The organism is Acetobacter sp. JWB (assembly GCF_003323795.1).
GTDB lineage: Bacteria > Pseudomonadota > Alphaproteobacteria > Acetobacterales > Acetobacteraceae > Acetobacter > Acetobacter oryzifermentans.
In genome coordinates this window covers 2,655,223-2,678,653 of sequence record NZ_CP030871.1, presented here as the reverse complement: position 1 = coordinate 2,678,653, position 23,431 = coordinate 2,655,223, and the positions used below count along the sequence as shown (strand labels likewise).

General features: G+C 52.7%; 21 protein-coding genes and 1 tRNA gene. 13 read left to right on the top strand and 9 right to left on the bottom strand.

The window, feature by feature from the left end:
* Window positions 1-43: 43 nt before the first annotated feature.
* The 3 genes from trxA to DS739_RS12650 all read left to right on the top strand — a co-directional run bounded on the left by trxA (window position 44) and on the right by DS739_RS12650 (window position 2,809).
* On the top strand, window positions 44-370 hold the full coding sequence (gene trxA / locus DS739_RS12660) for a thioredoxin TrxA (RefSeq protein WP_035353042.1): 327 nt from the start codon (window positions 44-46) through the stop codon (window positions 368-370).
* A 188-nt stretch (window positions 371-558) separates the two neighbouring features.
* Window positions 559-1,464, top strand: a complete 906-nt coding sequence (accD, locus tag DS739_RS12655) for an acetyl-CoA carboxylase, carboxyltransferase subunit beta (protein WP_035353045.1) — start codon at window positions 559-561, stop codon at window positions 1,462-1,464.
* Between the two features lie 7 nt (window positions 1,465-1,471).
* On the top strand, window positions 1,472-2,809 hold the full coding sequence (locus tag DS739_RS12650; RefSeq protein ID WP_006115626.1) for a folylpolyglutamate synthase/dihydrofolate synthase family protein: 1,338 nt from the start codon (window positions 1,472-1,474) through the stop codon (window positions 2,807-2,809).
* 48 nt (window positions 2,810-2,857) lie between these two features.
* Here the strand turns inward: DS739_RS12650 and DS739_RS12645 are convergent.
* Window positions 2,858-2,932: transfer RNA gene (locus tag DS739_RS12645), tRNA-Thr, on the bottom strand.
* Window positions 2,933-3,004: 72 nt separating this feature from the next.
* Between DS739_RS12645 and cysS the strand changes: the two genes are divergently transcribed.
* Together cysS and DS739_RS12635 are read left to right on the top strand one after the other, a co-directional pair.
* A complete protein-coding gene (gene cysS / locus DS739_RS12640) occupies window positions 3,005-4,438 on the top strand; it encodes a cysteine--tRNA ligase (protein WP_081461415.1) in 1,434 nt (477 codons plus the stop codon).
* Window positions 4,435-5,205: an RNA methyltransferase gene (locus DS739_RS12635; protein WP_006115623.1), complete on the top strand. Its 771-nt coding sequence runs from the start codon at window positions 4,435-4,437 to the stop codon at window positions 5,203-5,205. Before cysS ends, DS739_RS12635 begins: the two co-directional genes overlap by 4 nt.
* A gap of 64 nt (window positions 5,206-5,269) precedes the next feature.
* Here the strand turns inward: DS739_RS12635 and DS739_RS12630 are convergent, their stop codons facing one another.
* Window positions 5,270-5,935 carry an alpha/beta hydrolase gene (locus DS739_RS12630; protein ID WP_003623374.1) on the bottom strand — a complete coding sequence of 222 codons (666 nt, stop codon included), beginning with the start codon at window positions 5,933-5,935 and terminating at the stop codon, window positions 5,270-5,272.
* 447 nt (window positions 5,936-6,382) lie between these two features.
* Between DS739_RS12630 and DS739_RS12625 the strand changes: the two genes are divergently transcribed.
* The 6 genes from DS739_RS12625 (at window position 6,383) to DS739_RS12600 (ending at window position 12,091) form a co-directional block, all read left to right on the top strand.
* Entirely contained in the window at window positions 6,383-7,567 is a 1,185-nt protein-coding gene (locus DS739_RS12625) for a cysteine desulfurase family protein (protein WP_006115622.1), read from the top strand.
* Window positions 7,568-7,575: 8 nt separating this feature from the next.
* On the top strand, window positions 7,576-8,739 hold the full coding sequence (locus DS739_RS12620; RefSeq protein WP_035353051.1) for a cysteine desulfurase family protein: 1,164 nt from the start codon (window positions 7,576-7,578) through the stop codon (window positions 8,737-8,739).
* A gap of 78 nt (window positions 8,740-8,817) precedes the next feature.
* Window positions 8,818-9,132, top strand: coding sequence for a ferredoxin family 2Fe-2S iron-sulfur cluster binding protein (locus DS739_RS12615; RefSeq protein WP_006115619.1), 315 nt, complete (start codon window positions 8,818-8,820; stop codon window positions 9,130-9,132).
* A 27-nt stretch (window positions 9,133-9,159) separates the two neighbouring features.
* On the top strand, window positions 9,160-10,242 hold the full coding sequence (gene mnmA / locus DS739_RS12610; RefSeq protein WP_006115617.1) for a tRNA 2-thiouridine(34) synthase MnmA: 1,083 nt from the start codon (window positions 9,160-9,162) through the stop codon (window positions 10,240-10,242).
* A gap of 23 nt (window positions 10,243-10,265) precedes the next feature.
* Window positions 10,266-10,937, top strand: a complete 672-nt coding sequence (locus DS739_RS12605) for a glutathione S-transferase (protein WP_035353144.1) — start codon at window positions 10,266-10,268, stop codon at window positions 10,935-10,937.
* A 56-nt stretch (window positions 10,938-10,993) separates the two neighbouring features.
* Window positions 10,994-12,091 (top strand): glycosyltransferase family 4 protein, encoded by a 1,098-nt coding sequence (locus tag DS739_RS12600; protein ID WP_006115615.1) that lies wholly within the window; start codon window positions 10,994-10,996, stop codon window positions 12,089-12,091.
* A 20-nt stretch (window positions 12,092-12,111) separates the two neighbouring features.
* On the opposite strand, the gene DS739_RS12595 is transcribed toward DS739_RS12600, so the two are convergent.
* The 7 genes from DS739_RS12595 to rfbB form a co-directional block, all read right to left on the bottom strand.
* A complete protein-coding gene (locus DS739_RS12595; RefSeq protein WP_006115614.1) occupies window positions 12,112-12,732 on the bottom strand; it encodes an RluA family pseudouridine synthase in 621 nt (206 codons plus the stop codon).
* A 53-nt stretch (window positions 12,733-12,785) separates the two neighbouring features.
* Entirely contained in the window at window positions 12,786-15,443 is a 2,658-nt protein-coding gene (locus DS739_RS12590) for a DNA translocase FtsK (protein WP_006115612.1), read from the bottom strand.
* A 235-nt stretch (window positions 15,444-15,678) separates the two neighbouring features.
* Entirely contained in the window at window positions 15,679-16,653 is a 975-nt protein-coding gene (locus DS739_RS12585; protein WP_170315286.1) for a glycosyltransferase family 2 protein, read from the bottom strand.
* An 80-nt stretch (window positions 16,654-16,733) separates the two neighbouring features.
* Window positions 16,734-17,639 (bottom strand): dTDP-4-dehydrorhamnose reductase, encoded by a 906-nt coding sequence (gene rfbD / locus DS739_RS12580; RefSeq protein ID WP_035353060.1) that lies wholly within the window; start codon window positions 17,637-17,639, stop codon window positions 16,734-16,736.
* A gap of 2 nt (window positions 17,640-17,641) precedes the next feature.
* Complete coding sequence (rfbC, locus tag DS739_RS12575; protein WP_006115609.1) at window positions 17,642-18,214, bottom strand: dTDP-4-dehydrorhamnose 3,5-epimerase; 573 nt, start codon at window positions 18,212-18,214, stop codon at window positions 17,642-17,644.
* A 47-nt stretch (window positions 18,215-18,261) separates the two neighbouring features.
* Entirely contained in the window at window positions 18,262-19,173 is a 912-nt protein-coding gene (rfbA, locus tag DS739_RS12570; RefSeq protein ID WP_035353063.1) for a glucose-1-phosphate thymidylyltransferase RfbA, read from the bottom strand.
* Window positions 19,170-20,228 carry a dTDP-glucose 4,6-dehydratase gene (gene rfbB / locus DS739_RS12565; RefSeq protein WP_006115606.1) on the bottom strand — a complete coding sequence of 353 codons (1,059 nt, stop codon included), beginning with the start codon at window positions 20,226-20,228 and terminating at the stop codon, window positions 19,170-19,172. Before rfbB ends, rfbA begins: the two co-directional genes overlap by 4 nt.
* Window positions 20,229-20,429: 201 nt before the next feature.
* Here rfbB and DS739_RS12560 point away from each other — a divergent pair, with 201 nt between their 5' ends.
* Both DS739_RS12560 and DS739_RS12555 read left to right on the top strand, forming a co-directional pair.
* Window positions 20,430-22,577 carry a hypothetical protein gene (locus tag DS739_RS12560; protein ID WP_006115605.1) on the top strand — a complete coding sequence of 716 codons (2,148 nt, stop codon included), beginning with the start codon at window positions 20,430-20,432 and terminating at the stop codon, window positions 22,575-22,577.
* 54 nt (window positions 22,578-22,631) lie between these two features.
* A complete protein-coding gene (locus DS739_RS12555) occupies window positions 22,632-23,327 on the top strand; it encodes a histidine phosphatase family protein (protein WP_035353066.1) in 696 nt (231 codons plus the stop codon).
* The last annotated feature ends 104 nt before the right edge of the window (window positions 23,328-23,431 follow it).

The window sequence follows — 23,431 nt, the reverse complement described above, 5'->3', positions numbered from 1 at the left end:
CACGGCATGCAGGCGCGTGCCGGAGATTTTAAGGAACCAGAAAATGAGTGAACACACGCTTGCTGTCAGCGATTCCAGCTTTGATAAAGATGTTCTCAAGGCATCTGGCCTTGTGCTGGTAGATTTCTGGGCAGAATGGTGCGGTCCGTGCAAGATGATTGGCCCAGCACTGGAAGAAATTGGCAAGGAACTTGCCGGTAAGGTGACTGTCGCCAAGGTAAATATTGATGACAATCCAGAAACCCCCAATGCGTATCAGGTGCGTAGCATTCCTACCCTTATGCTGGTGCGTGATGGCAAGGTTGTAGATAAAAAAGTGGGTGCCCTGCCCAAAAGCCAGTTGAAGGCATGGGTGGAAGGCGCTCTGTAATTAGAGCCTCAGTTATGGCCTGAAGCTTGGGGGTGAATTACAAGCTTCAGGCTTAGTTTCCGCAGGGGCATATAGCCTGTAAGTTCTCATAAAACTTGGCAGATAGCTTCAGCCAGCGTAATGCAACGCGTGCTGGGCCATATTATATTTGTCCCTGCAATTTGTATTGTGCAGTCACAGGGTTCAAAATGAGCTGGATCACCGAATATGTTCGTCCCAAAATTCGCGGCCTGCTGCGTCGGGATGTGCCGGATAATCTGTGGACGACCTGTGACTCATGCAGCCAGATGATTCTGACCAAAGAGCTGCACAAGGCATTGAATGTGTGCCCCCATTGTGGGCATCATATGCGTGCACCGGTTATAGACCGTCTGAAATGGACATTTGATAACGGGGACTTCACCCGTATCGAACTGCCATCTGCTCCGGTTGATCCGCTTGGGTTCCGCGATCAAAAAAAATATACAGATCGTCTTAAAGATGCGCGCGCAAAAAGCCATCTGGATGAATCGCTTATTGTGGCCCACGGCACCATTGGTGGCCATCAGGCTGTTGTAGGTGTGATGGCGTTTGAATTTATGGCAGGCACCATGGGGGCTGCGTTTGGTGAGCGCTTTGTGGCCGCTGCACGCTTGGCTATTCTGCAAAAAGCCCCTCTGGTTATATTTACGGCTTCTGGCGGCGCACGTATGCAGGAAGGCGTTATCAGCCTAATGCAGATGCCGCGCACCACCGTAGCCGTTGAAATGCTTAAAGAAGCCGGGTTGCCTTATATTGTGGTGCTGACCAATCCAACCACAGGTGGGGTTACGGCTTCCTTTGCCATGTTGGGCGATGTGCAGATGGCCGAACCCAATGCGCTAATCGGTTTTGCTGGCCCTCGCGTTATTCAGGATACAGTGCGCGAAAAGCTGCCAGAAGGTTTTCAGCGGTCTGAATACCTGTTGGATCACGGTATGTTGGACATGGTGGTGCCACGTAAGGATGTGCCCGCAACATTGGCCCGCGTGATCGGGTTGCTGATGCATGCACCGGCTGATGTAAAAGCACCGCCGCCGCGCCCAGAAGCACCGGCTCCCGCCGCCGCAGAGTAATTTTTCCATGACAAAAGTAGCAGCCTCTGGCCCAACAGCAGAATTTACGGGCCGGACTGGCGCGGTGTTGGAGCGGTTGAATAACCTGTATCCAGCTCTGATTGATCTTTCCCTTGGGCGGTTAGAGGCGCTGCTAGCAAAGCTGGGGCACCCGGAAGAAAAGCTGCCCCCCGTTATCCATGTTGCAGGCACAAACGGGAAGGGCAGCACATGCGCAACTCTGCGTGCGATTGGTGAGGCCGCAGGCTGGCGTGTGCATGTGATGACATCCCCACATCTGGTGGATGTTACAGAACGGTTTCGTATTGCCGGTAAACTTGTTAGCGAATCGGAACTGGTTGCCACGCTGGAAGAAATCGAGCGGGTGAATGCTGGTGCGCCCATTACCGTATTTGAAGTTCTGACAGCGGCTGGCTTTCTGCTTTTTTCTCGCCATCCGGCAGATCTGGCTATTATCGAAGTGGGGCTTGGTGGCCGGTGTGATGCCACCAATGTGCTGCGTAAACCTGTGGCATGTATTGTTACCTCCGTCTCGCGCGATCACGAGGCATTTTTGGGGGACACGTTGGAAGCTATTGCCGGAGAAAAAGCCGGTATTTTCAAGCCGGGTGTGCCTGCTGTAACGGGCAAGCAGCCAGAAGCGGTTATGAAAGTTCTGCAAGCGCAGGCCGAAAAGGTAGGGGCTCCGCTTTATCGTCGTGGGGCTGAATGGTCAGTTTTTTCGCAAAATGGTGCGGAGTCGGGCACGGCTAGGCTGACATTTACAGACAGGGCCGGAGAACTCACATTGCCTCAGCCAGCGTTGGTTGGGCCGTGGCAGGTTGAAAATGTGGGGCTTGCTGTAGAGGCATTGCGCGTTTCCGGCCTGCATGTGCCGGAGCAGGCGTGGCAGGGCATTGGCCGTGTAAACTGGCCTGCACGCATGCAACAGCTTCATGGCGCATTGGCTTCTCATCTGCCTAAGGGCTGGGAACTCTGGTTGGATGGTGGCCATAATCCCGGTGCAGGCAATGCTTTGGCGCAGGAACTGGCGCACTGGAAAGATCAGCCCCTGCATGTGCTGGTGGGCATGAAACAGACCAAAGATGCAACAGGGTTTTTGCACCCTGTATTGCCATTTGCATCTAGCGTGTGGGCTATTTGTGAGCCTCAGCAGCATTTGGCATTGCCGGTGGAAGCTATTGTAGAAGCTTCTGGCGGAAAGGCTCAGGTTGGGCCAACGCTGGTTGAGGCGTTGGATGCGCTGGTTGCCCAGAATCCACAGCCACATGCAAGAGTGCTGATTTGTGGCAGCCTATATCTGGCAGGTGTAGCCCTTAAGCAGGATGGATGGGTGGCCGCGTAAATCGACCGCCTGCCACTAAACGCCAAGTTTTCAATGGGGAAGAAAAAGTGGTGCCCCCAGTAGGATTTGAACCCACGACCTACCGCTTACAAGGCGGTTGCTCTACCACTGAGCTATAAGGGCACTCATGCGTCTTGCGCAGGGGCAGAATTAAGCTGAAACTACCCCCTGTCGTCAAGACCTGTTTTTACGTTGATGGAAGGTTTTTTGAGGCGGCAGGATATTGCATCCAAACCGCTGCTGGCGCATCTAGGCTGCATGCCGCACTCTCATCTTCCTCCTCATCCAGTTCTATCCCTGCACGATAGCCAAAGCCGTGCCACGGTGCCGTTTACGCCTATCGATCCGGCACACGTAAAAGTCTATTATTGTGGACCAACAGTGTATGACTTGGCCCATATTGGCAATTTGCGGGCTATGTTGACGGCAGATGTGCTGGTGCGTTTGCTACGGCATGTTTACCCGCGTGTGACATTTGTGCGGAACATCACGGATGTTGATGACAAAATTACCGCCCGTGCCCGTGCGAATGGGGAGGATATTGGTTCTCTTACCCAGCGCACGACAGAAGAATTCCATCAAGATTTAGCATCCATGAATGTGCTGCCGCCGGATATAGAGCCGCGCGCCACACATAATATTGGTGAAATGCAGGCCATGATTGCGCGGTTGATTAAAAACGGTCACGCGTATGAGGCCGAAGGGCATGTGCTGTTTTCGGTTGGCTCCTTTCCATCCTACGGCGCACTTTCTGGCCGCAACCCGGAAGATCTTGAAGCTGGCGCACGTGTAGAGGTGGCTCCCTACAAAAAAGCACCGGGTGATTTTGTGCTGTGGAAACCATCGGATGCAGACCAGCCGGGGTGGGATAGCCCTTGGGGCCGTGGGCGGCCGGGGTGGCATATTGAATGCTCGGCTATGTCACATCGCTATTTGGGGGATAGCTTTGATATTCATGGTGGCGGATCAGACCTTCTGTTCCCGCACCATGAAAACGAACGTGCCCAGAGCATGTGTTGCTTCCCACATGGCAAGTTTGCCAATTATTGGGTGCACAATGCCATGCTGCTGGTTGAGGGCGAGAAAATGTCCAAGTCTTTGGGCAATTTTCTGACCATTCGGGATGTGCTGGCCCAAGCCCCGGCAGAAGCTCTGCGGTTGCTGCTGTTGGGGGCGCATTATCGCTCTACGCTCAATTATACGCAGGCCGGTTTGCAGGAAGCGCGTAAAACGCTGGATCGGTTCTACCGTGCGCTTGCTGCGGGGCCGGTGCCAAAAACAGATGTGCCAGAGGGCGTTTTGCAAGCTCTGGCAGATGATCTTAATACACCCAAGGCTATTGCGGAGCTGCACGCTCTTGCAGCGCAAGCTTTGGCAGGAGACAGGCAAGCCGCAGGCGCGCTTAAAGCGGGTGCAGGCATGCTGGGGCTTTTACAGGGTGACCCGGAGCAGTGGTTTAAAGGTGATGCATCTGATGAAGATGCCGCGATTGAAGCCCTGATCAACGAACGTCTGGCGGCTCGCAAAGCGCGGGATTTTGCAAAGGCCGATGCGCTACGTGATCAGCTTCAGGCTCAGGGCATTGTGCTGGAAGATACCAAAGACGGCACAAGCTGGAGGCGCGCATGACCGGGCGGGACGGAGGTGCACCTCTGGAGCCAATAGGCAATACGCCAGTTGTTATTTTGGTGCGTCCGCAGATGGCGGAAAATATTGGCACCACAGCGCGCGCCATGGCTAATGGGGGCCTTTTCCATTTGCGGCTTGTCAGCCCAAGGGATGGATGGCCGCAAGAGCGCGCATGGCGTGCTTCCTCCGGGGCAGATCGGATTCTGGAAGCTGCAACGGTGCATGAGAGTGTGGATGATGCCGTGGCAGACTTGCACCATGTGTATGCAACGTGCCCACGGCCTCGGCATATCATCAAGCCAGTTTTAACGGCCCGTGGTGGTGCAGCGGAATTGCGTGCGGCAACAGGGCGCGGGTTAAAAGTTGGCCTGATGTTTGGCCCCGAACGTGCTGGCCTTGATAATGAAGATATGGCGCGGGCAGATGCACTGATTCGCTATCCGCTTAATCCGGCTTTCATGTCGCTTAATCTGGCGCAGGCCGTCATGATCATGGCTTATGAATGGTGGATGGCAGAGGATCAGACCCCCCCGCATGAACTCATGACGAATGAGACCCATGTGGCCACCAAAGGGGAGTTGGAAAACTTTCTGCAACATCTGGAGCGTGAGCTAGATAGCTGCGGTTTTCTGCGTAATGAGCAGAAACGGCCCGGTATGGTGCGCAACCTACGCCACTTTTTTACACGCGGTGAGGTAACAGAGCAGGAACTGCGCACGTTGCATGGTGTTGTACGAGAGCTGGCACACCCGCGCCGAAAAGACTGATATTTTTTAAGGAAATATATCTGCTGCCAGCCCATAAAAATGGCTGGCAGCAGTAAAGCGGTTTTTAGTCCGCCGCCAAAGGCATATTATGGTGCGCCATGGCCTTGGTTACGTGGTCTTCCACCGCGTTGGTAATCTTATCTACCTGTTTGGCAAAGATATGATCCGCTTCGGGGAAAACGCGGTAATCAACTGTTACACCTTTTTGGGTGTTCAGCTTATCTACCAGTTTATGAATGGCAGGTTCTGGGGCCATATCATCCTTGCCGCCAGCAATCATCAGGCCACCGCAGGGGCATGGTGCCAGAAAGCCGAAATCATAATGCGCTGCAGGTGGTGCAATGCTGATCCAGCCGGTAATTTCTGGGCGGCGCATCAGCAATTGCATGCCAACAAAAGCACCAAAAGAATAACCTGCAATCCACAGACCACTGGCGTTGGGGTTAACCATCTGCATCCAGTCCAGCGCTGCGGCGGCATCTGAAATTTCGCCAATACCGCCATCAAACCGCCCCTGAGAACGGCCAACCCCGCGCGAGTTGTAACGCATGACGGAAAAGCCCATCTTTTCGAACGTGCGATACAGCGCATAGGTAATGCGGTTGTTCATGGTGCCGCCGTGCAGCGGGTGGGGGTGCAGCACGAGGGCAAGCGGGGCGTTGGGCTCGTTTGAATGGTGATAGCGCCCTTCAAGACGACCATCAGGGCCGGCAAACATAACCTCTGGCATTCGGGTTCCGCTTGATCATGGAAAACGTCCGTGGGCATGACGTTTCCGGGTTCTGTAAACAGGTCTGGCTAAAAACGATGCCACGTTCCTAATCAGGCCATGCGGGGCAGAAGCCACGCAGTTAAATGTTCAACACACCTTTCCTTTCCGTTTGTGGGGAGGAAATGGAAAGGAAAGGTTCTTTAGGTATATGGTGTCTCTGCTGTGTAGAGAAAATAGCAGAAGGTGTTTTCTGCCGTTGACCTTGGAGAAGACACAGGCATAATCATGCACCAAGATTCCGTGGAGATCGTAATGCGTGGGGGAAGGTTTTTCTCCCAGCGTGATTAGGCATGCTGCACCTCGTGGTGTTGACCATGCGGCTTTCTATAGCGGCTGTGCGACCAAGATTTCCACATAAATCGTTATAATGGCTGTTTTTCGCCCTTTTGGGTATGGCATGTCTGTGTGGCAGGCGATCTGATTTGGGGCATCATGACAAGCAAAACAGAAAAAAACAGCAGTGGTTCAGATGTGGTTTATCTGGACGCTAATGCAACAGAGCCTTTGCGCCCCCAAGCGCGTGAAGCCTTGCTGGAAGCTGCTGATTTAACAGGGAATCCATCTTCCGTGCATCGGGCTGGCCGTAAGGCTCGCGCTTTGCTGGAACAAGCCCGTAATACGGTTGCACGTTATCTGGATGTAGCGCCGCTGAACTGTATTTTCACATCAGGCGGTACAGAAGCGAATGTGCTGGCCATGAGGGGACTCGGCCAAGGCCGCAGGTTCCTGATAGGGCGCACGGAGCATGATGCTGTTCGCAAGGGTGCACCAGAAGATGCACACGTGGCGTGGTTAGATGTGGATGCCAATGGTCAGGTACGGTTAGATAAGCTGGAACAGGTGCTGGCGCAGGATGAAACACCTGCTTTTGTGTGTTTGATGCTGGCGAATAATGAAACAGGCGTGCTGCACCCGATTGATGATGTGGTTTTGCTGTGCCGGAAGTATGGGGCGCATTTGCATGTAGATGCGGTGCAGGCAGCCGGGCGCTTGCCGTTATCTGTTGAGAAAAGCGGAATCGATAGCCTTGCGTGTTCAGGCCACAAAATGGGTGGACCAAAAGGGGCGGGGGCCTTGTTGTTGCGCGGGCCAGCCCCAGCACGTGTGTTGCCAATATTTGAGGGCGGAGGGCAGGAGCAGGGCCGTCGTGGTGGCACGCCTCCGCTACCGGCTATTGCGGGCCTGGCCGCAGCTTTAGGTGCGGCGCTGGAGCAGCCGCGAGATCTAGCCCCGTTGCGGAATAGTATTGAGCAGGCGGCAGTGGCCGCAGGCGCCAAAGTATTTGGGGCAGATGTGCCGCGCCTGAACAATACTGTTTCTTTGGCATTGCCGGGCAGGCGGGCGCAGGCGCAACTGATGCGTCTAGATCTGGATGGTATTTGTGTTTCGGCTGGCTCGGCCTGTTCTTCGGGTAAAGTAGCGTTTTCACACGTGTTGGAAGCTATGGGGGCGGATGACTTGGCAGGGCAGGCCTTACGCGTTTCTTTGCCGTGGAATGTGACAGAGCAAGATGTTGCTCGCTTTATCGAATCTTATACCCGTATGGCGCAAAGCCCGGCAGCTATTGGGCTCATGGATTCTCTGGTGTAATTTCGATCATGGCATCTTCTATTTATTTTGATCATGCAGCCACCACACCGTGTGATCTGCGGGTGCGCCAAGTGCTGCTGGATGTTCTGGATCATGAAAATGGTAACCCACACAGCACAACGCACGAAGCGGGTATGCGTGCGGCAGACAGAGTAGCACATGCGCGTAATCAGGTTGCCAGCTTGATAGGGGCTGATGCCAAGGAAATCATTTTTACATCGGGTGCTACAGAAGCCAATAATTTGGCCATTAAAGGGGCTGTACGCCATCTGGCTGCACAGGGTAGCCCGCGTAAGCGCGTTATAACTGTCGCAACAGAGCACAAATGTGTTTTGGAAAGCGTGAGAAATCTGGCGCAGGAAGGGTTTGAACCTGTTGTGCTGCCAGTAGATGCTAACGGCCTGCTTGATCCATCTGTGCTACAAGAGGCGCTAAAAGTGCCCACAGCACTTGTTTCCATTATGGCGGCGAATAATGAAACAGGCGTGCTGCAAGACATGCCGGTTCTTAGCGCTTTAGTGAATGAAGCAGGAGCTTTACTGCATTCTGATCTGGCGCAAGCCGCGGGGAAAATTCCTGTAGATGTGCGGGCATGGGGTTTGGCTTTGGCTTCTGTTTCCAGCCACAAACTGTATGGCCCAAAAGGTGCTGGAGCATTGTTTGTGCGGCGTCGGCCACGTGTCCGTCTGGTGCCTCTGTTTTCTGGCGGAGGGCAGGAACGTGGCGTGCGCTCTGGCACCGTGCCCGGTTTTCTTGTGGCTGCGTTTGGAGAAGCCTGCCAGATTGTAAAGCAGGAGATGGATGCTGGCTTTGAGCATTTATCCATGTTGCAACGCGTTTTTCTAAACAAACTGAATGCTGTTTTGCCGGGGTGTGAGGTTAATGCCGTTGCAGCCCCACGTTTGCCGGGTATTTTTAACCTGCGCTTGCCCGTAGGCGTTTCGGCTTTGGATGTTGTGGCGGTTATGCCAGATCTTGCTGTTTCTTTGGGATCGGCCTGTTCTTCGGCAGAACTCGCCCCATCTTATGTGCTGGAAGCAATGGGATTGCGTAGGGAAGAAGCGGGAAGAAGCTTGCGTCTGTCTCCCGGACGTTTTACCTCAGCCGCCGAAGCAGAACGCGCGGCAGAAAATTTGGCGCAGGCTGTCTTGCGGGTGCGAAGCGTAACGTAAGTTACCAAGTGCAACCCAACAGAAGCGCCATAACCCTACATGCCGCAATGAAACAGCCTTTGGCAGGATGGAAAACCAATGCCCCAGATGACATTTGTTGAACAGGACGGAACCGAACACAAAGTGGATGCGCCGGTTGGCCTTTCCGTGCTGGAAATTGCCCACAAGCATGGCATTGATCTTGAAGGCGCGTGTGAGGGTTCTCTGGCCTGTGCAACGTGCCATGTGATTGTAGATCCAACTTGGGCCCCCAAGCTGGCAGCCCCTACAGATGATGAAGAAGATATGCTGGATCTGGCTTTTGGGCTGGAAAAAACATCTCGCTTGGGCTGTCAGATTGTCATGACAGATGCACTGGATGGTTTGGTTGTACGCCTGCCCAGCAAGGCCTGAAGCCGTTTTAAAAAGGATATAGCGCTCATGCGTATACTTGTTGCCATGTCTGGTGGGGTGGATAGCTCTGTTGTAGCTGCTCGCCTTCTGGAGGAAGGGCATGAAGTTGTGGGTGCTACCTTGCAGCTTTACGATTCGCGTGGGGCTGCAAAAAAAGGTGCGTGCTGCGCGGGGCAGGATATTCGGGATGCCCGTGCAGTGGCAGACCTTCTGGGCTTTCCGCATTACGTGATTGATGCGGAACGCCGTTTTAAGGATAGCGTTATAGAGCGTTTTGCAGATGCCTATGCATCGGGTGAAACGCCAGTGCCCTGTGTGGCGTGCAATCAGGGTGTAAAGTTTACGGATCTGTTGGGCCTTGCGCGTGAAATTGGCGCAGATGCTATGGCAACAGGCCATTACGTTCGTCGTGTAGAAGGGCCAGAGGGCGCAGAACTGCACCGCCCGTGTGATGAAGACCGGGATCAGAGCTGGTTCCTGTTTGCTACCACGCGGGATCAGCTTGAGTTTCTGCGCTTTCCGCTAGGCGATATGCCAGATAAGGCTGCCGTTAGAAAAGAAGCCGAGCGTTTTGGTCTGGTTGTTGCGGGCAAACCAGATAGCCAGGATCTATGCTTTGTAAGCGATGGCTCCTACGTGGATCTGGTTGAAAAAATGCACCCCGAAATGGCTGGTCCGGGTGAAATTGTGGATCAGCAGGGGCAGATTGTCGGCCAGCACGAAGGTGTTATGCGGTTTACTGTAGGCCAAAGCAAAAGGCTGGGGAATGCCGCGCGCCTGAATGGCGAACGCCAGATGGTGGTTGGTGTAGAACCGGGCCGCAGGCGTGTGATTATTGGCCCGCGGGAAAAATCTTTTGTTACGGCCCTTTCCGTGCGGAATGTGAACTGGCTGGTAGATGCCCCCCCAGAAGGTTTGTTTTGCCGCGTGCAGATGCGCGCGCGGGAAGAGCCTCGGGCCGCCCGCGTGGTGCCTACGCCGGAGGGGGCTATGGTGTATCTGGAAGAACCAGCCATGCCCGCCCCTGGGCAAGCCTGTGTATTCTATCAGGGCACGCGTATTCTGGGGGGTGGGTTTATCCGCCGTATGGAAGAAACTGTTCCAGCATAATTTTGGGGTAAAGGGCACGAATGATGGCTGATGGTCGGCTTGTTATTGGTACGCAGCGGTATTCTTCGTGGTCTTTGCGGGGCTGGCTGATGGTAAAGCTGGCACAACTGAATGTGGATATAGATGTTGTGCCGCTAGCAGGTGGTGGCAAAACCACAGTGCTTAAAACACTGTCTCCCAACGGGTGTGTGCCGTATTTGGAGCATGAAGGCGCTGTTGTGTGGGATTCGCTTTCCATTGCGGAATACTGCGCAGAACACCAGCCTGCACTATGGCCGTCTGAACGGTGCGAACGTGCGATCGCACGCTCCATATCAGCAGAAATGCATTCCGGATTCCGTGGCGTGCGTTCTGCTCTGCCGATGAATCTGGGGCGAGATTCTCGTCCGCTGGCAGAGCCTTTAGCGGAAGATGTGTTAAAGGATATCGCCCGAATTGATGCCATCTGGACAGATGCCAGAGCCCGTTATGGGGCTAATGGCCCGTATCTGTTTGGTGCATCTTTTGGAAATGCAGATGCCATGTTTGCCCCGATTGTCTGCCGATTCCTGTCCTATGACGTTACAGGGCTATCCGATGTTTCCCGTGCTTATATGGAAGCCGTGCGACAGCACCCGCTGATGCGGGAATGGTATAAAGAGGCGGCAGATGAACCGGCAGAGTGGCAGTTGGATATGTATGAATCCATCCCCTGATACGGTGTGACGTTCTACAGTGTGCCCCACAGAATGTATGATACCGGAGGGGTAAAATGGCGCGTGCCTTACGGGTTTTAACAGTTTTACCCCCCCGAGAAAGATTTGCACCGCAACAGGCTGGGGCCATTGCGTTACTGGTGCATCGCACAGCCTTAGAAGGTGAAACTGTTGTAGGGTCACCTCTATCTGTTCCAAGTTTTCAGGATGTGGCTTTCCAGCCCGTTCCTTCCATTTTGTATCCGTGGGGGCGGATTGGCCGATATATAGCCGGAGTAGCCAGAAAAATTCGGCAGCTTCAGCCAGAACTCGTTGAGGTTCATAACCGGCCAGATATTGCACTGGGGCTGCGCAAGCGTTTCCCTCATCTTCCTGTTTCTTTAGTGCTGCATAATGATCCGTGCGGCATGAAGAAGGCGCGCACAGCAGCAGAACGAGAAACGCTAGCACGCAACGTGGCGGTGGTTGCCGTATCTGAATGGGTGCAAAAGCGCTTTAAAAGTTCAGTACCTGCTGCGGATGTGTATGTGCTGCCCAATTGTCTGGACTTTTCAGCTTTGCCTGAAGTTTCTCAAAAGCGCGAGAATCTATTGCTGTTTGCGGGCCGTGTTGTTGCCGATAAAGGTGTGGATTCCTTTGTAGCAGCTTGTGCTGAAATATTACCCTCCCATCCTGTATGGCGTGCTGAAATTATTGGTGCAGACAGGTTCGGCCCGGATTCTCCGCAAACGCCTTTTTTAAAGCAGTTGCGTGTGCAAGCACAGGCAGCCCATGTGGCGATGGCCGGGTATCAACCCCATCATAAAGTGTTGGATGCTATGGGGCGGGCAGCTATTGTTGTCATACCTAGCCGTTGGCCAGAACCTTTTGGCATGGTAGCCCTGGAAGCTATGGGAATGGGTGCGGCTGTGGTCGCTTCCTCTCGTGGTGGTCTGCCAGAAGTGGTCGGAAATACCGGGGTATATGCTAACCCGGATGATGTTCCGGCTTTAGCGAATGTTTTGCGTGGTTTGATGAATAATCCGCAAAAGCGCAGCCAGATGTCTGTTGCAGGTAGTAAACAGGCCCAAAAATTTGATGCAGAAATTATCCGAAAAAAACGGCAGCTTTTACATGAGGACATTGTAAAAACGTGGCTGCATAAAAGAAAATAAACTTCCATCTTTTGGGGCGCTTAAAGTTTGGCTTCCTCGTTAGGTTTCCATCCGCAAGCTTGCAAAGCTGGCGCCATGCCGGGGCGGGGCGGTGCAACCGCTGTAATGGGGGGAGAAAGTGGCAGGGTTAAACTTCTGGCCAGAAGGTGCAATCCTTCAGAGTGCGGCGTGCCATAAAGAGGATCACCTATAATAGGCCAGCCCATGGCGGCACAATGTACGCGGGCCTGATGTGTGCGTCCTGTTTCAAGGGTAAGCTCCAGCCAGCACACCCCCTTGCTTCGGCCAAGAACTTTCCATTTTGTGGCGGCATGCGTGCCAGAAGGAGATGCAACCATCTGCCAGCCTTTTTTAGAGGATTGTTTTTCAAGTGGCAGGTCTATGCGGCCAGTGTTTGCCTGTGGGCCGGTTTGTACAACGGCCCAATAGATTTTCTGTGCTGTTTTGGTGGCAAAGGCTTGTTGCAAGGCCAGAAGGGGTTGCTTGCGTAAGGCAATGGCCAAGCACCCTGATGTATCTGTATCCAGCCTATGCGCCAGCCATGGCCCATCCTTGCGGCGAGAAAGAAGCGGAAACCAGTCTTCAACACTTGGCCCACCAGCAGGGCCTGCATGAACGGGCAGGCCTGCCGGTTTATTCAAAATAACCAGATGATGATTCTGATAGAGGATGGGTGGCGAAGAAGGAGGAATGTTTAATCCTCCCGATTAGCGCCAACCAACACCTTGCGGCGGCCAACACGGTCGGCTTGGCTGATAATGCCGTCTTTTTCCATCTGCTCAATCAACTTGGCTGCACGATTATAGCCAATGGAAAGCTTGCGCTGAATGAAGGAGGTAGAGGCTTTGCCTTCAGCGGTTACAATGGAAACAGCTTCATCATACATTTCGGATTCGCCGTTATCACCGCCGCCAGAACGGCCAGAACCACTATTGGAGGATGCTGTTTCATCCACGGGTTCTGCCAACACGTCATCATCGTAAACGGGTTCTCCCTGTTCTTTCAGGAAGTTAACAACCTGTTCCACTTCACTATCGGCCACAAATGGGCCGTGCACGCGGGTAATGCGGCCGCCACCTTGCATGAACAGCATATCACCTTGGCCCAATAGCTGTTCAGCCCCCTGCTCGCCCAAGATGGTGCGGCTATCAAACTTGCTGATAACCTGAAAGGAAATACGGGTGGGGAAGTTGGCCTTAATAGTGCCGGTAATTACATCCACAGAGGGACGCTGCGTGGCCATAATAACGTGAATACCAGCAGCACGCGCTTTTTGGGCCAGACGCTGCACGCAGGCATCAATTTCTTTCCCGGCCGTCATCATCAGGTCAGCCATTTCGTCAATAATCACGACGATATAGGGCATGGGGTCTAGCGTAACAGATTGTTCCTCAAAAACCGGGTTTCCGGTTTCGGGGTCAAACCCTGTCTGCACGCGGCGCACAACCACTTCACCATCGGCACGGGCTTCTGCTGCACGGGCATTATAGCCCGCAATATTCCGCACCTGCATATGCGCCATGGTGCGGTAACGGCGGTCCATTTCGCGCACAACCCATTTAAGGGCGTTCACGGCTTTCGGCGGCTCTGTCACCACCGGGGTAAGCAAATGTGGAATGCCATCATAGATGGAGAGTTCCAGCACCTTAGGGTCAATCATGATCAGGCGGCATTCATCAGGGGAAAGCCGATAAAGCAGCGAAAGAATCATGGCGTTCACACCAACAGATTTACCCGAACCTGTGGTGCCAGCCACCAGTAGGTGAGGCATACGCGCCAGATCACTGAATGTTGGTTCACCAGCAATATCTTTGCCCAGAGCCAGAGGAAGCTGCCCCGGATCATCCCGCCATGTGGGCTGGTTGAGCAGCTCAGAAAGGTAAACCGTTTCACGCGTTTGATTAGGCACTTCAATGCCCATCACGTTACGGCCCGGCACCGTGGCAATACGCACACTCAACACAGAAAGAGAGCGTGCCACATCATCTGAAAGACCAATAATACGGGCAGAACGAATGCCCGGTGCTGGTTCCAGTTCATAGAGCGTAACAACGGGCCCTGCGCTCATGCCTACAATTTTGCCCTGCACACCATAATCGGCCAGCACCTGTTCTAGAAGTCGTGCTGTTGCGTGAAGCGCTTCTGGGGAAGGGCCTGTGCGTGTATTGCTCGGGGCCGGTTTGAGAAGGCTGAGAGGTGGGAGTTCCCATCCACCTTTACGCACAGTGGCGCCTGCACGGGCCGTAGGGTTGGTGCTGCCTTCCTGATTTGCACTTCCAGAAAACAGACGCCCCAGAATACCCGATTTAGCCGCTTTTTCTGCAACGGGTTGCAGAGGCGGAGGGGGCGCTTGTGTGACGACTGGAGCCGGCGTAGCAGCAGGCGCAGGGGCTGGCATATGATGTGCTAATTCCATGGAAGAAGAAACCGCAGGTTTTTTGCTGTCTTCTTCATTATGCAAAACCAAGGCTGTGCCAGCAGATGCGGGCGTAGATATTGGTGCCGCGTGGGAAACTTCTTCTACCTCTGGTTCATCATGAGCAAAGAGAGACTGTGAGGAAGCTTGAGGTCGGTTTTTATAAAGATCGGCTGTTTCCGTGGGAGTATAGGCATCGGTCTGGGGTTTGCGGCTGGCATAGTAACGCACAAAGCGCACCCCAAGCTTGCCCGGCAAGCGCAGCAACGTAAGTGTTACCCGCCAGATGGCAAACCATTCCTCCCGCCGCAGGCCTGTTGCTAAAGCCATAAGCAGAAAAGCCAGTAGCAACCCAAGCAGCCACAGCACCATACCACCAGCCGGACCAATGGCCGCCATACCAGCGGCAATGGATGTTTGGGCAATGGAATGGCCAATGCCCCCGCCAACACCCGCTTGGGTTGGCCAGTTAATGGCGGGCAGGGCAGTGAAGAGCAGAGGAATAGCAGATAGCAACGCGCCAGAAACTGGTAACAGGCACAGAATAGCTACAACACGCATGGCAAATACAGGCCATGATTCGTGGCCCAGTAGCCGGTGGCTCATAAACCGCCAGCCCCATGCAATCAGAATTAACGCGGGCAGAATGGCTGCCAACCCCACGCCCTGCAACAGCGTATCGGCAAAAAAGGCCCCGCTTATGCCTAACAGGTTGGTAGGCGGCTGGCCTGTTGCTGTGTTGAAGGATGGATCATTGGGATTATAGCTGACAAGTGCAGCCAATAAAGCGCAGGCCAGAACGCATAGCGCAAGCCCACCACCTTCCTCCAGGCGCAAACGCAACGTGCTTTTGTGTGAGGATGGGGGATAATGATCGGATTGCGTAGGGCTTATGCGCGCCAAGGGTGTTGATCCTGACTCCAGAAGCCGAAACACGTTTCCAGCATGCCAGAAAAATGTTTGCGGGTGATTGATGAGAATGATTCGGTTTTAGCAGTAGCGGTAATCTATCGTGAACAGCTTTATAGCAGAAGCACTGGAACGTGGTTTTGTTAAGGAAGGTGTAAAGAAAATGCAGGTGTTGAGCACATTATCTTGCTCATAATGTTTTGTTTGCACGCTATCGGTAATGGAAAAGCGCAAAGCCAATCTCAAAACTACGAGATATTATTCAGCCCAGCAGAAACCACAGCCTGAAAATAATTTGTTCCGGCCAAGTATATCTACGCAGTTTGGGGGAGTGCTGTAGCATCTGCCATCTGTGCCATCTTCCTATTATACCTGATTGTGATAGCACTCTCTGTAATGCATCTAAAAAATGGCGGTTGTTTGCTGAAAGGTAAGTTTGCTTGCCAAGATAGGCCAGATTATCCCGAAAGATAGACATAAACTGCCAAGGCCCGCGCCGAAGGGCGGCTAATGCCCGTTGCGTAAATAAGGCAGGTGCACCCACGGCATTATTATCATGCTGGCGATAAAATAGTGTGGGCTGATTGTCTGTAATAACTGTGCCATCTGCGCCAGTTACAACCAGATAAGCCCACCAATCATGCAGAATATGATTTGGCGGTGGAAAGCTGCCTTGCAAGAGGGAGACCGCCGCGGGGGCAAGCATAATGGTGCAGCCTGTGGCAATATTCTGCGTTAATGCCATTTGAAAACATGGGTTTGGCGGTAACTGCGGTGAAATGCTGATTGGGCGCAGCTTGGTGTCTGTTAAGCGTTGGCGTGAGCAATAAAGCGCAGGTTTTTGGGTGGTGGTTAGCGCTGTGAGCCCACGTTCCAGTTTATGCGGAAACCAGACATCATCCTGATCACAGAAGGCAACAAAAAAGCCCGCGGGCACATCTTTCAGAAGTGTTGCGTAAGAAAGTACAACCCCCACATGCGCAGGGGAAGACGTAATTTGTCTGCAACGTTGATGGCCGACATCAATGGTAAACTGATGCATGCATGCGATACTTGCATCTGTAGATCCATCATCTCGCCACAGCAGAACCCAGTTTGTATGCGTTTGCTGTTTAAGAGATGTTAGCAGATCATTTAAAAATGCAGCACCATTGTAAACAGAAAGTAAAACGGCAACAGGAACGGTTTCCTGAGATTGGGGAAGATCCATCCCGTGTTGCACGTTTGGTGTCTGCACCTGACTGTTCACTTCTGTATTTTGTCAGGCGGTATTGATTGAAATAACCTTCTGGGGCCGCCTGTTTCCCCAGAGAGGTGTCAGGAAGGTGTGGTGAAGATTTGGTGTACCACCTTGTTCACGCTTTCCTGCCATTGCGGCATTTGAATACCAAATACGTGCGCGAGTTTGCTGTTATCCATGCGGGAATCAGCTGGGCGCTTGGCAGGGGTTGGCCAATCTTCTGTGCGAATGGCTGTAATGGTGGGTTTGGCTTGGCCATATTCAGCCGCTTTTTGTAGCGCGGCTTCGGCCAGACCATGCCACGTTGTCTCACCCGTGCCACAAGCATGGTAAATGCCTGCGTATTCATCTTTCCAGCCGGTTTTTTCAATAGTGGCCAGAATGGAAAGAATAGCCTGCGCCAGATCATCGGAACAGGTTGGGTTGCCGCGTTGATCCCCCACAACCTTCAAGGCTGGGTTTTTGGCGCCAACATTCAGCATTGTGCGCACAAAGTTTTTCCCGTGCGCTGAATAAACCCAAGAGGTGCGCAGAATGATGCTACGCGGATCAGCCGCCAGAATGCGCTGTTCACCTTCAGCTTTGGTGCTGCCGTAAACAGTCTGTGGAGAAACAGGGTCTGTTTCCACATAAGGTGCGCCTTTGTCTCCAGCAAAAACATAATCTGTAGAAACATGGATAAAAGGTATGCCGCGTTCTGCACACAGGCGGGCCAGCAGTTCTGGCCCTGTTGTATTGGCACGAGCTGCGGCTTCAGGTTCACTTTCTGCCAGATCAACAGCCGTCCATGCTGCGGCGTTTACCACAGCAACCGGTTTGATGGCGTCTAGCGTAGCTTTAAGTGTTTCAGGGCGGTCAAAATCAAAATCAGGACGGCCGACGCAACGGATGCGCGGGCCACCAAGATTTACCAGAGATGTTGCCAGTTGGCCTTTTCCGCCAGTTACCAGAACAGGGCCGCCAGTTTCAGACAGAATGCTCATGCTTAGCCTTCTTTCCCCGTATACTGAAACCATCCCTTGGCTGCTGAAAATTCTGGGGCCAGCAAGTCTTTTTCAGACAATACGGCATCCTCAGCCTTAACGGGCCACTCAATCCCGAGTTCCGCACTGTTCCAGATAACGGCGCGTTCAGATGCTTTGCTGTAAAGAGCCGTGCATTTGTATTGCACTTCTGCATTTTCAGTCAGGGTGCAAAAGCCGTGAAGAAAGCCAGGTGGAATCCAGAGCTGAGACCAATTTTCTTCAGAAAGTTCAGCCGCAACCCATTTGCCATAAGTAGGGGAGCCTGTGCGCGCATCTACGGCAACATCCCAAATGGCACCGCGGGTGCAACGTACCAGTTTGCCCTGTGCAAACGGATCAAGCTGGCAATGCAGGCCACGGATAACGCCTTTCTGGCGGGAAAGGCTCTGGTTATCCTGCACGAAAGGTTCCGTAATGCCTGCTTCGCGCATGCGTTCGATATTGTAGGTTTCTGAAAAGAACCCACGATTGTCGCCAAAGCGTGGTGGCGTAATCAGAATAACATCGGGAATGGCAAGGCGTTCGGATTTCATGCGCGGGAAACTCCTGCGTTGCTATAGGGGAAAGGAAAAAGCAGGCCTTAGTGGCCTGCACCTTCAGATGAAGCTAGGTTGAACAATACCCGGCCCAGTTCTGTTTTACCCATGCGTTTGGCATGTTCTTTAAGATGATCGGCAGAAATATACCCCATACGGAAGGCCACTTCTGCAGGAGAACCGACAAGCATGCCCTGACGTGCCTGAATGGTGTGCACAAACTGGCTGGCTTCTAGCAGGCTATCGGGAATACCCGCATCCAACCAGGCGCAACCACGGCCCAGACGCTCAACTTGCAGGTTGCCTTCTTCCAGGTAAAAACGGTTTAGATCTGTAATTTCCAACTCACCACGTGCGGAAGGTTTTACCTTTTTGGCAAAATCCAACACACGGTTATCATAGAAATACAGGCCAGTTACTGCCCAGTTTGAAGGTGGGTTGGTGGGCTTTTCCACAATATCAAGCGCACGGTCTGTTTCATCAAAAGAAACAACCCCATAACGTTCGGGGTCACGTACCTGATAAGCAAAAACAGTAGCGCCTTGTGGGCGTGCCGCCGCTTTTTGCAAGGAAGCGCTGAGGTGATCGGCAAAGATCAGGTTGTCACCTAGAGCCAATGCGCAAGGTGCATCCTGTAGCCAGTCTTCAGCAATCAGGAAGGCCTGCGGAATACCATCTGGTGAAGGCTGGACACGGTATTCAAAGTTTACACCAAACTGAGAGCCATCTCCTAGCAGGCGCTTAAACTGCGGCAGATCCAGCGGGGTGCTGATGATCATGATATCCTTGATACCTGCCAGCATAAGCGTGGAAAGCGGATAATAGACCATTGGTTTATCATAAACTGGCAGCAACTGTTTGCTGGCTGCCAGTGTCATGGGGTAAAGCCGCGTGCCAGATCCGCCAGCCAGCAGAATGCCCTTCATGGGGGTAGGAGTAGCAGGTTTTTGAATCATGGAGCAGTGGTTCCCAGTCTCTGGCCAGTATAGCGGCGGGCGCGAATGCTTTCCCACCACGCGCGGTTGTCCAGATACCACTGGACAGTGCGGCGGATGCCGGTTTCAAAATTATGCTTGGCTTTCCAGTCCAACGCTTTTTCTGCGTGGGAAGGATCAATTTCGTAACGGAAATCATGGCCGGGGCGATCTGTTACATAACGGATCAGCCGTTCATGTGGGCCTGCGGCATCTGGAGAGAGTTCATCCAGAATGCGGCAGATTGTCTGCACAACTTCCAGATTGGTGCGCGGCTGGCGGGCGCCAATAGCGTAGGTTTCACCAGGTTTACCCGTTTCAACGGCTTTCACCAGAGCTTCTGCGTGGTCTTCCACAAACAGCCAATCACGCACATTGTCACCTTTGCCATATACGGGCAGTTCTTTGCCCTCAATGGCGTTAATGGTGATAAGCGGGATCAGTTTTTCAGGAAAATGCCAGATGCCGTAGTTATTTGTCGTGTTGGTGACAAAAGTGGGCAGCCCGAAGGTATGATACCAAGCCCGAACCAGATGATCGGAAGATGCCTTGCTGGCTGAATACGGGCTGCGTGGATCATACGGCGTTGTTTCGGTAAACGGCGGATCATTGGGGCCGAGTGCACCAAAAACCTCATCCGTGGAGATATGATGAAAGCGGAAGGCTTCTTGCGCTTCCTTATCCAGAGTCATCCAGTATTTGCGGGCGGCCTCCAGCATGGAGTATGTGCCCACCACATTTGTCTGGATAAAGACGCCCGGCCCATCAATGGAGCGATCAACATGGCTTTCCGCCGCCAGATGCATAACTGCATCTGGTTTAAAACTGTTGAACAGCTTTTCCAGCGCAGGTGTATCTATGATGTTGGTCTGTGAGAACGTATAGCGTTCGCTCTCTGGGGCGTCTTCAACTGTCTCAGGAGAAGCTGCATAAGTCATGCAGTCAACATTCAGGACAGAATGTGAGGTATTGTGTATGATGTGGCGAATAACGGCAGACCCGATAAACCCACAACCACCGGTTAATAAGATGCGCATGCTATGTCGTTCTTCAAGACCAGAATGATATAATTGCCTGATAACAGCTTATCAGTCATATGGGAGAAGAAAGCAATTCTCCAGCATTCTTACGTTTTTTCTATGCAAATCTGGATAGAGAAGGATATCTCACCCGTTAGACAAAAATATACACAGTCTAATTGAGGTAGAACTTCTATAAATGAGGGTGTTTTTAATTCAATGACAGGAACCCGCCAAACAGATCCAATGCAGTGGGTGCATATGGTTCCGGAACTGGCATTTCTGGCTGCTTCCTCTCCTGTTATTGGAAAACCAGAGCAATCAAAACCGTTTGTTTGTGAGCAACACAATGGAGCATGGACGCCGGTTTTTGGGAAACTGTTTCTGGAAAATAAAGAACAAATTTCTTTTTATGGGCGCATGGCGCTGGAATTGGCTTTTCTGCTGAATAGCCTGCCTGCGCATGATGTGAAGAAATATTTAAATCGCATTTGGGTAGCTTGCGCCCGCAGTGCGGCGCGGTGGTGGAAGATTTTTGGTGGGGCTGTAGAAAACTGCCCGGAAAGATGGGTGGAAGCGCTTGCAGCAGATAGGCTGCCTGATATGGAATGGTTGCAGCAGGTATGCCAACAGCAGTTATCTTCTGTATTTCAGGTAGGAAACGATCCGCAGGTTTTTTCTGGTCAAACTGAAAATGTTAATGATTTTTGCCAGTGGGTGCAGCGCGTCTGGCCTTACCTCGGATCTTCTGACGTGCTTATGGCAGAAGGTGGGGATGAAAGACTCGGCCTTAATCCTCAAACCCATCAGAATCGTTATGGCTGCACCTATAGTCCTTCTGTAACAGGCGGACAGTATTCTTCTTCCACGGCCTCATCGCCGTCTTTGCATGCATTTAATGCTGTGGAGAAATGTCGGCTGGGGCTGGTGCGGGAGATGCTTGTGCAGCCTCCAGAAGTACCATTGCTTGCGCTTGAAGCAGATACCAAGGCCTTTTTGGCGCAATACTACGGTGTTGAAAAACCAGATAACTGTATTTTAGCGCCATCAGGTACGGATTCCGTGCTGGCTGCGTTGGCTCTTTCTTTGGTTGTTAACCCTGCCGTAGGTGTGGTTTTGGCAGGTGTGGAAGAAACCGGCAGCGGTGTGCCATTGGCAACGCAAGGTCGGCATTTTGCAAGCACAACTGCATTGGGTTTCCGTGTTCGCAGAAGCGAGAAGATATCTGGGTTTCCAGCAGGCACACAGTTGGTAACAGCCCCATTGCGCACCGAAAATGGCGAGCTGAATTCTCGGCAAAATATTTTCCATATTTGTCAGCAGCAGATTCATAAAGCCATACAGGCCGGGCAACGTGTGCTGCTTTATTTGCTGGATACCTCTAAAACGGGCCAGCTTGTTCCCGATATGCAGGTGGTGCAGGCGCTTTGCCATACATATCCGGGTCAGATTGATGTTGTGGTGGATGCTTGCCAAGCGCGCCTGATGCCTGAGCGTATCAAGGCCTATTTGCAGCGTGGCTGGGCTGTTATGGTTACGGGTTCCAAATTTTATACAGGCCCGGCGTTTTGTGGGTCATTGTTATTGCCAGAAGCGTGGCGGCAACGGCTGGATCATGCTGTGTTGCCATCAGGGCTGGTAGCCTATTTTAATCAGGCGGAATGGCCCGCCTGTAAGGCAACAGCTTCTTTAAACAATGGGTTTAATTTGGGGCTATTACTGCGCTGGGTTGGTGCATGTGCGGAAATCAAACGTTTTTCTGACGTGCCTGCCACAGAAAAAATCCATCGCTTGGGGCAGTTTCTGGGTGGAATACGCCATATTCTGGAGCAGGATCAGACAATAGAGCTATTGCCAGATACCTTTGCAAAGCGGAGCGCTCTGCCCGATGCGTGGGATCAACAGCAAACCATTTTTTCTTTTCTGATCAATGGTGGGGGTAATAGTGGCATGACTCCCGTCTTAAACCTTGAGGAATGTCGCCAGCTACATGTGTGGTTAAAACAGGATATCTCTGGCTATCTGCCATTCGGCTGTCCAGATTCTGTGTATCAGATTATGGCCAGAAATTATCAGCTAGGGCAGCCTGTTGCTGTGCCTTATGCACAGGTGCGCGGGCAAATGGCGGGTGCTTTAAGAATTTCTGTTAGTGCCCGCCATATTTCTGGGTCAGATATGCCTACAGGTATGGCGTATCAAACGTATCTGGATCAGGAGATACAAAATGTTCAATATGTCATGGAAAAGATTTCCCTGATCCTGCGCTATTGGCCATTTTTGCAGAAAGCGGAGGAAAAGGCGGCTTCTGCGCAGTCTGAAAACGTGGTGGATGTTGAGGCGGAAGTATTGCTTCCTGTTGCATTGTAGGGGGCACCATTTCGGCTCTTGCGTCACAAGTTAGCTGGCCGCACAACACACTTTATGAACGAAATAAGAGACCTTCCCAAAGTTTTACCTTCATCTCAGGATCATTTTCTGGATGGCCCTAAATTGGCGCCGGGTATTACGCGTTTCTGGCTGATCCGCCACGCATTGGTGGAAGAAAATGCCCGTATGTGCATGTACGGCGCAATGGATGTGCCTTTGTGCCCCGATAGCCTTATTGCACAACGCCCTATGTATCGGGCTTTGGCAGAACGCCTGCCTAAGCCAGCACATTGGCTTGTAAGCCCGTTATCTCGCACACAACGCACAGCGCAGGCCGTGCAGGAAGCTGGCTATGGCCCCGCCAAGCTGACAGTAGAGCCAGATCTGATTGAACAGAATCTGGGCTCATGGCAGGGCCTGCCTTATGAGGAACTGCCCCAGTATCTTAATCTTGCACCGCATCCGTTCTGGGCTGTTGGGGCAACGGAATGCCCGCCAGAGGGTGAAAGCATGATTGATGTCTGCGCACGCGTGGGCCGCTTGCTGGACAGGCTGGCAGAAAAATATGCGCAGCAGGATATTATAGCGGTAACGCATGGTGGCGTAGTGCGTGCGGCATTGGCCCATGCCTTGCGCATTCATGCGGAAACAGCACTTCATTTTTCCGTGCAGAATCTGGCGCTAACCATTCTGGAACGTTTGGACGTGGGCTGGCGCGTTGTAACTGTAAATGAATTGCCCGGCGTATAAGCCGGGCCCAGCCAAAATTACTACGGAAAAGCCAGCCATGCCGGGTTTACGTGGCGGTTTAACTTCCTATGTTTTGTGTATGCGCCATTACGGTGTGGCCATTT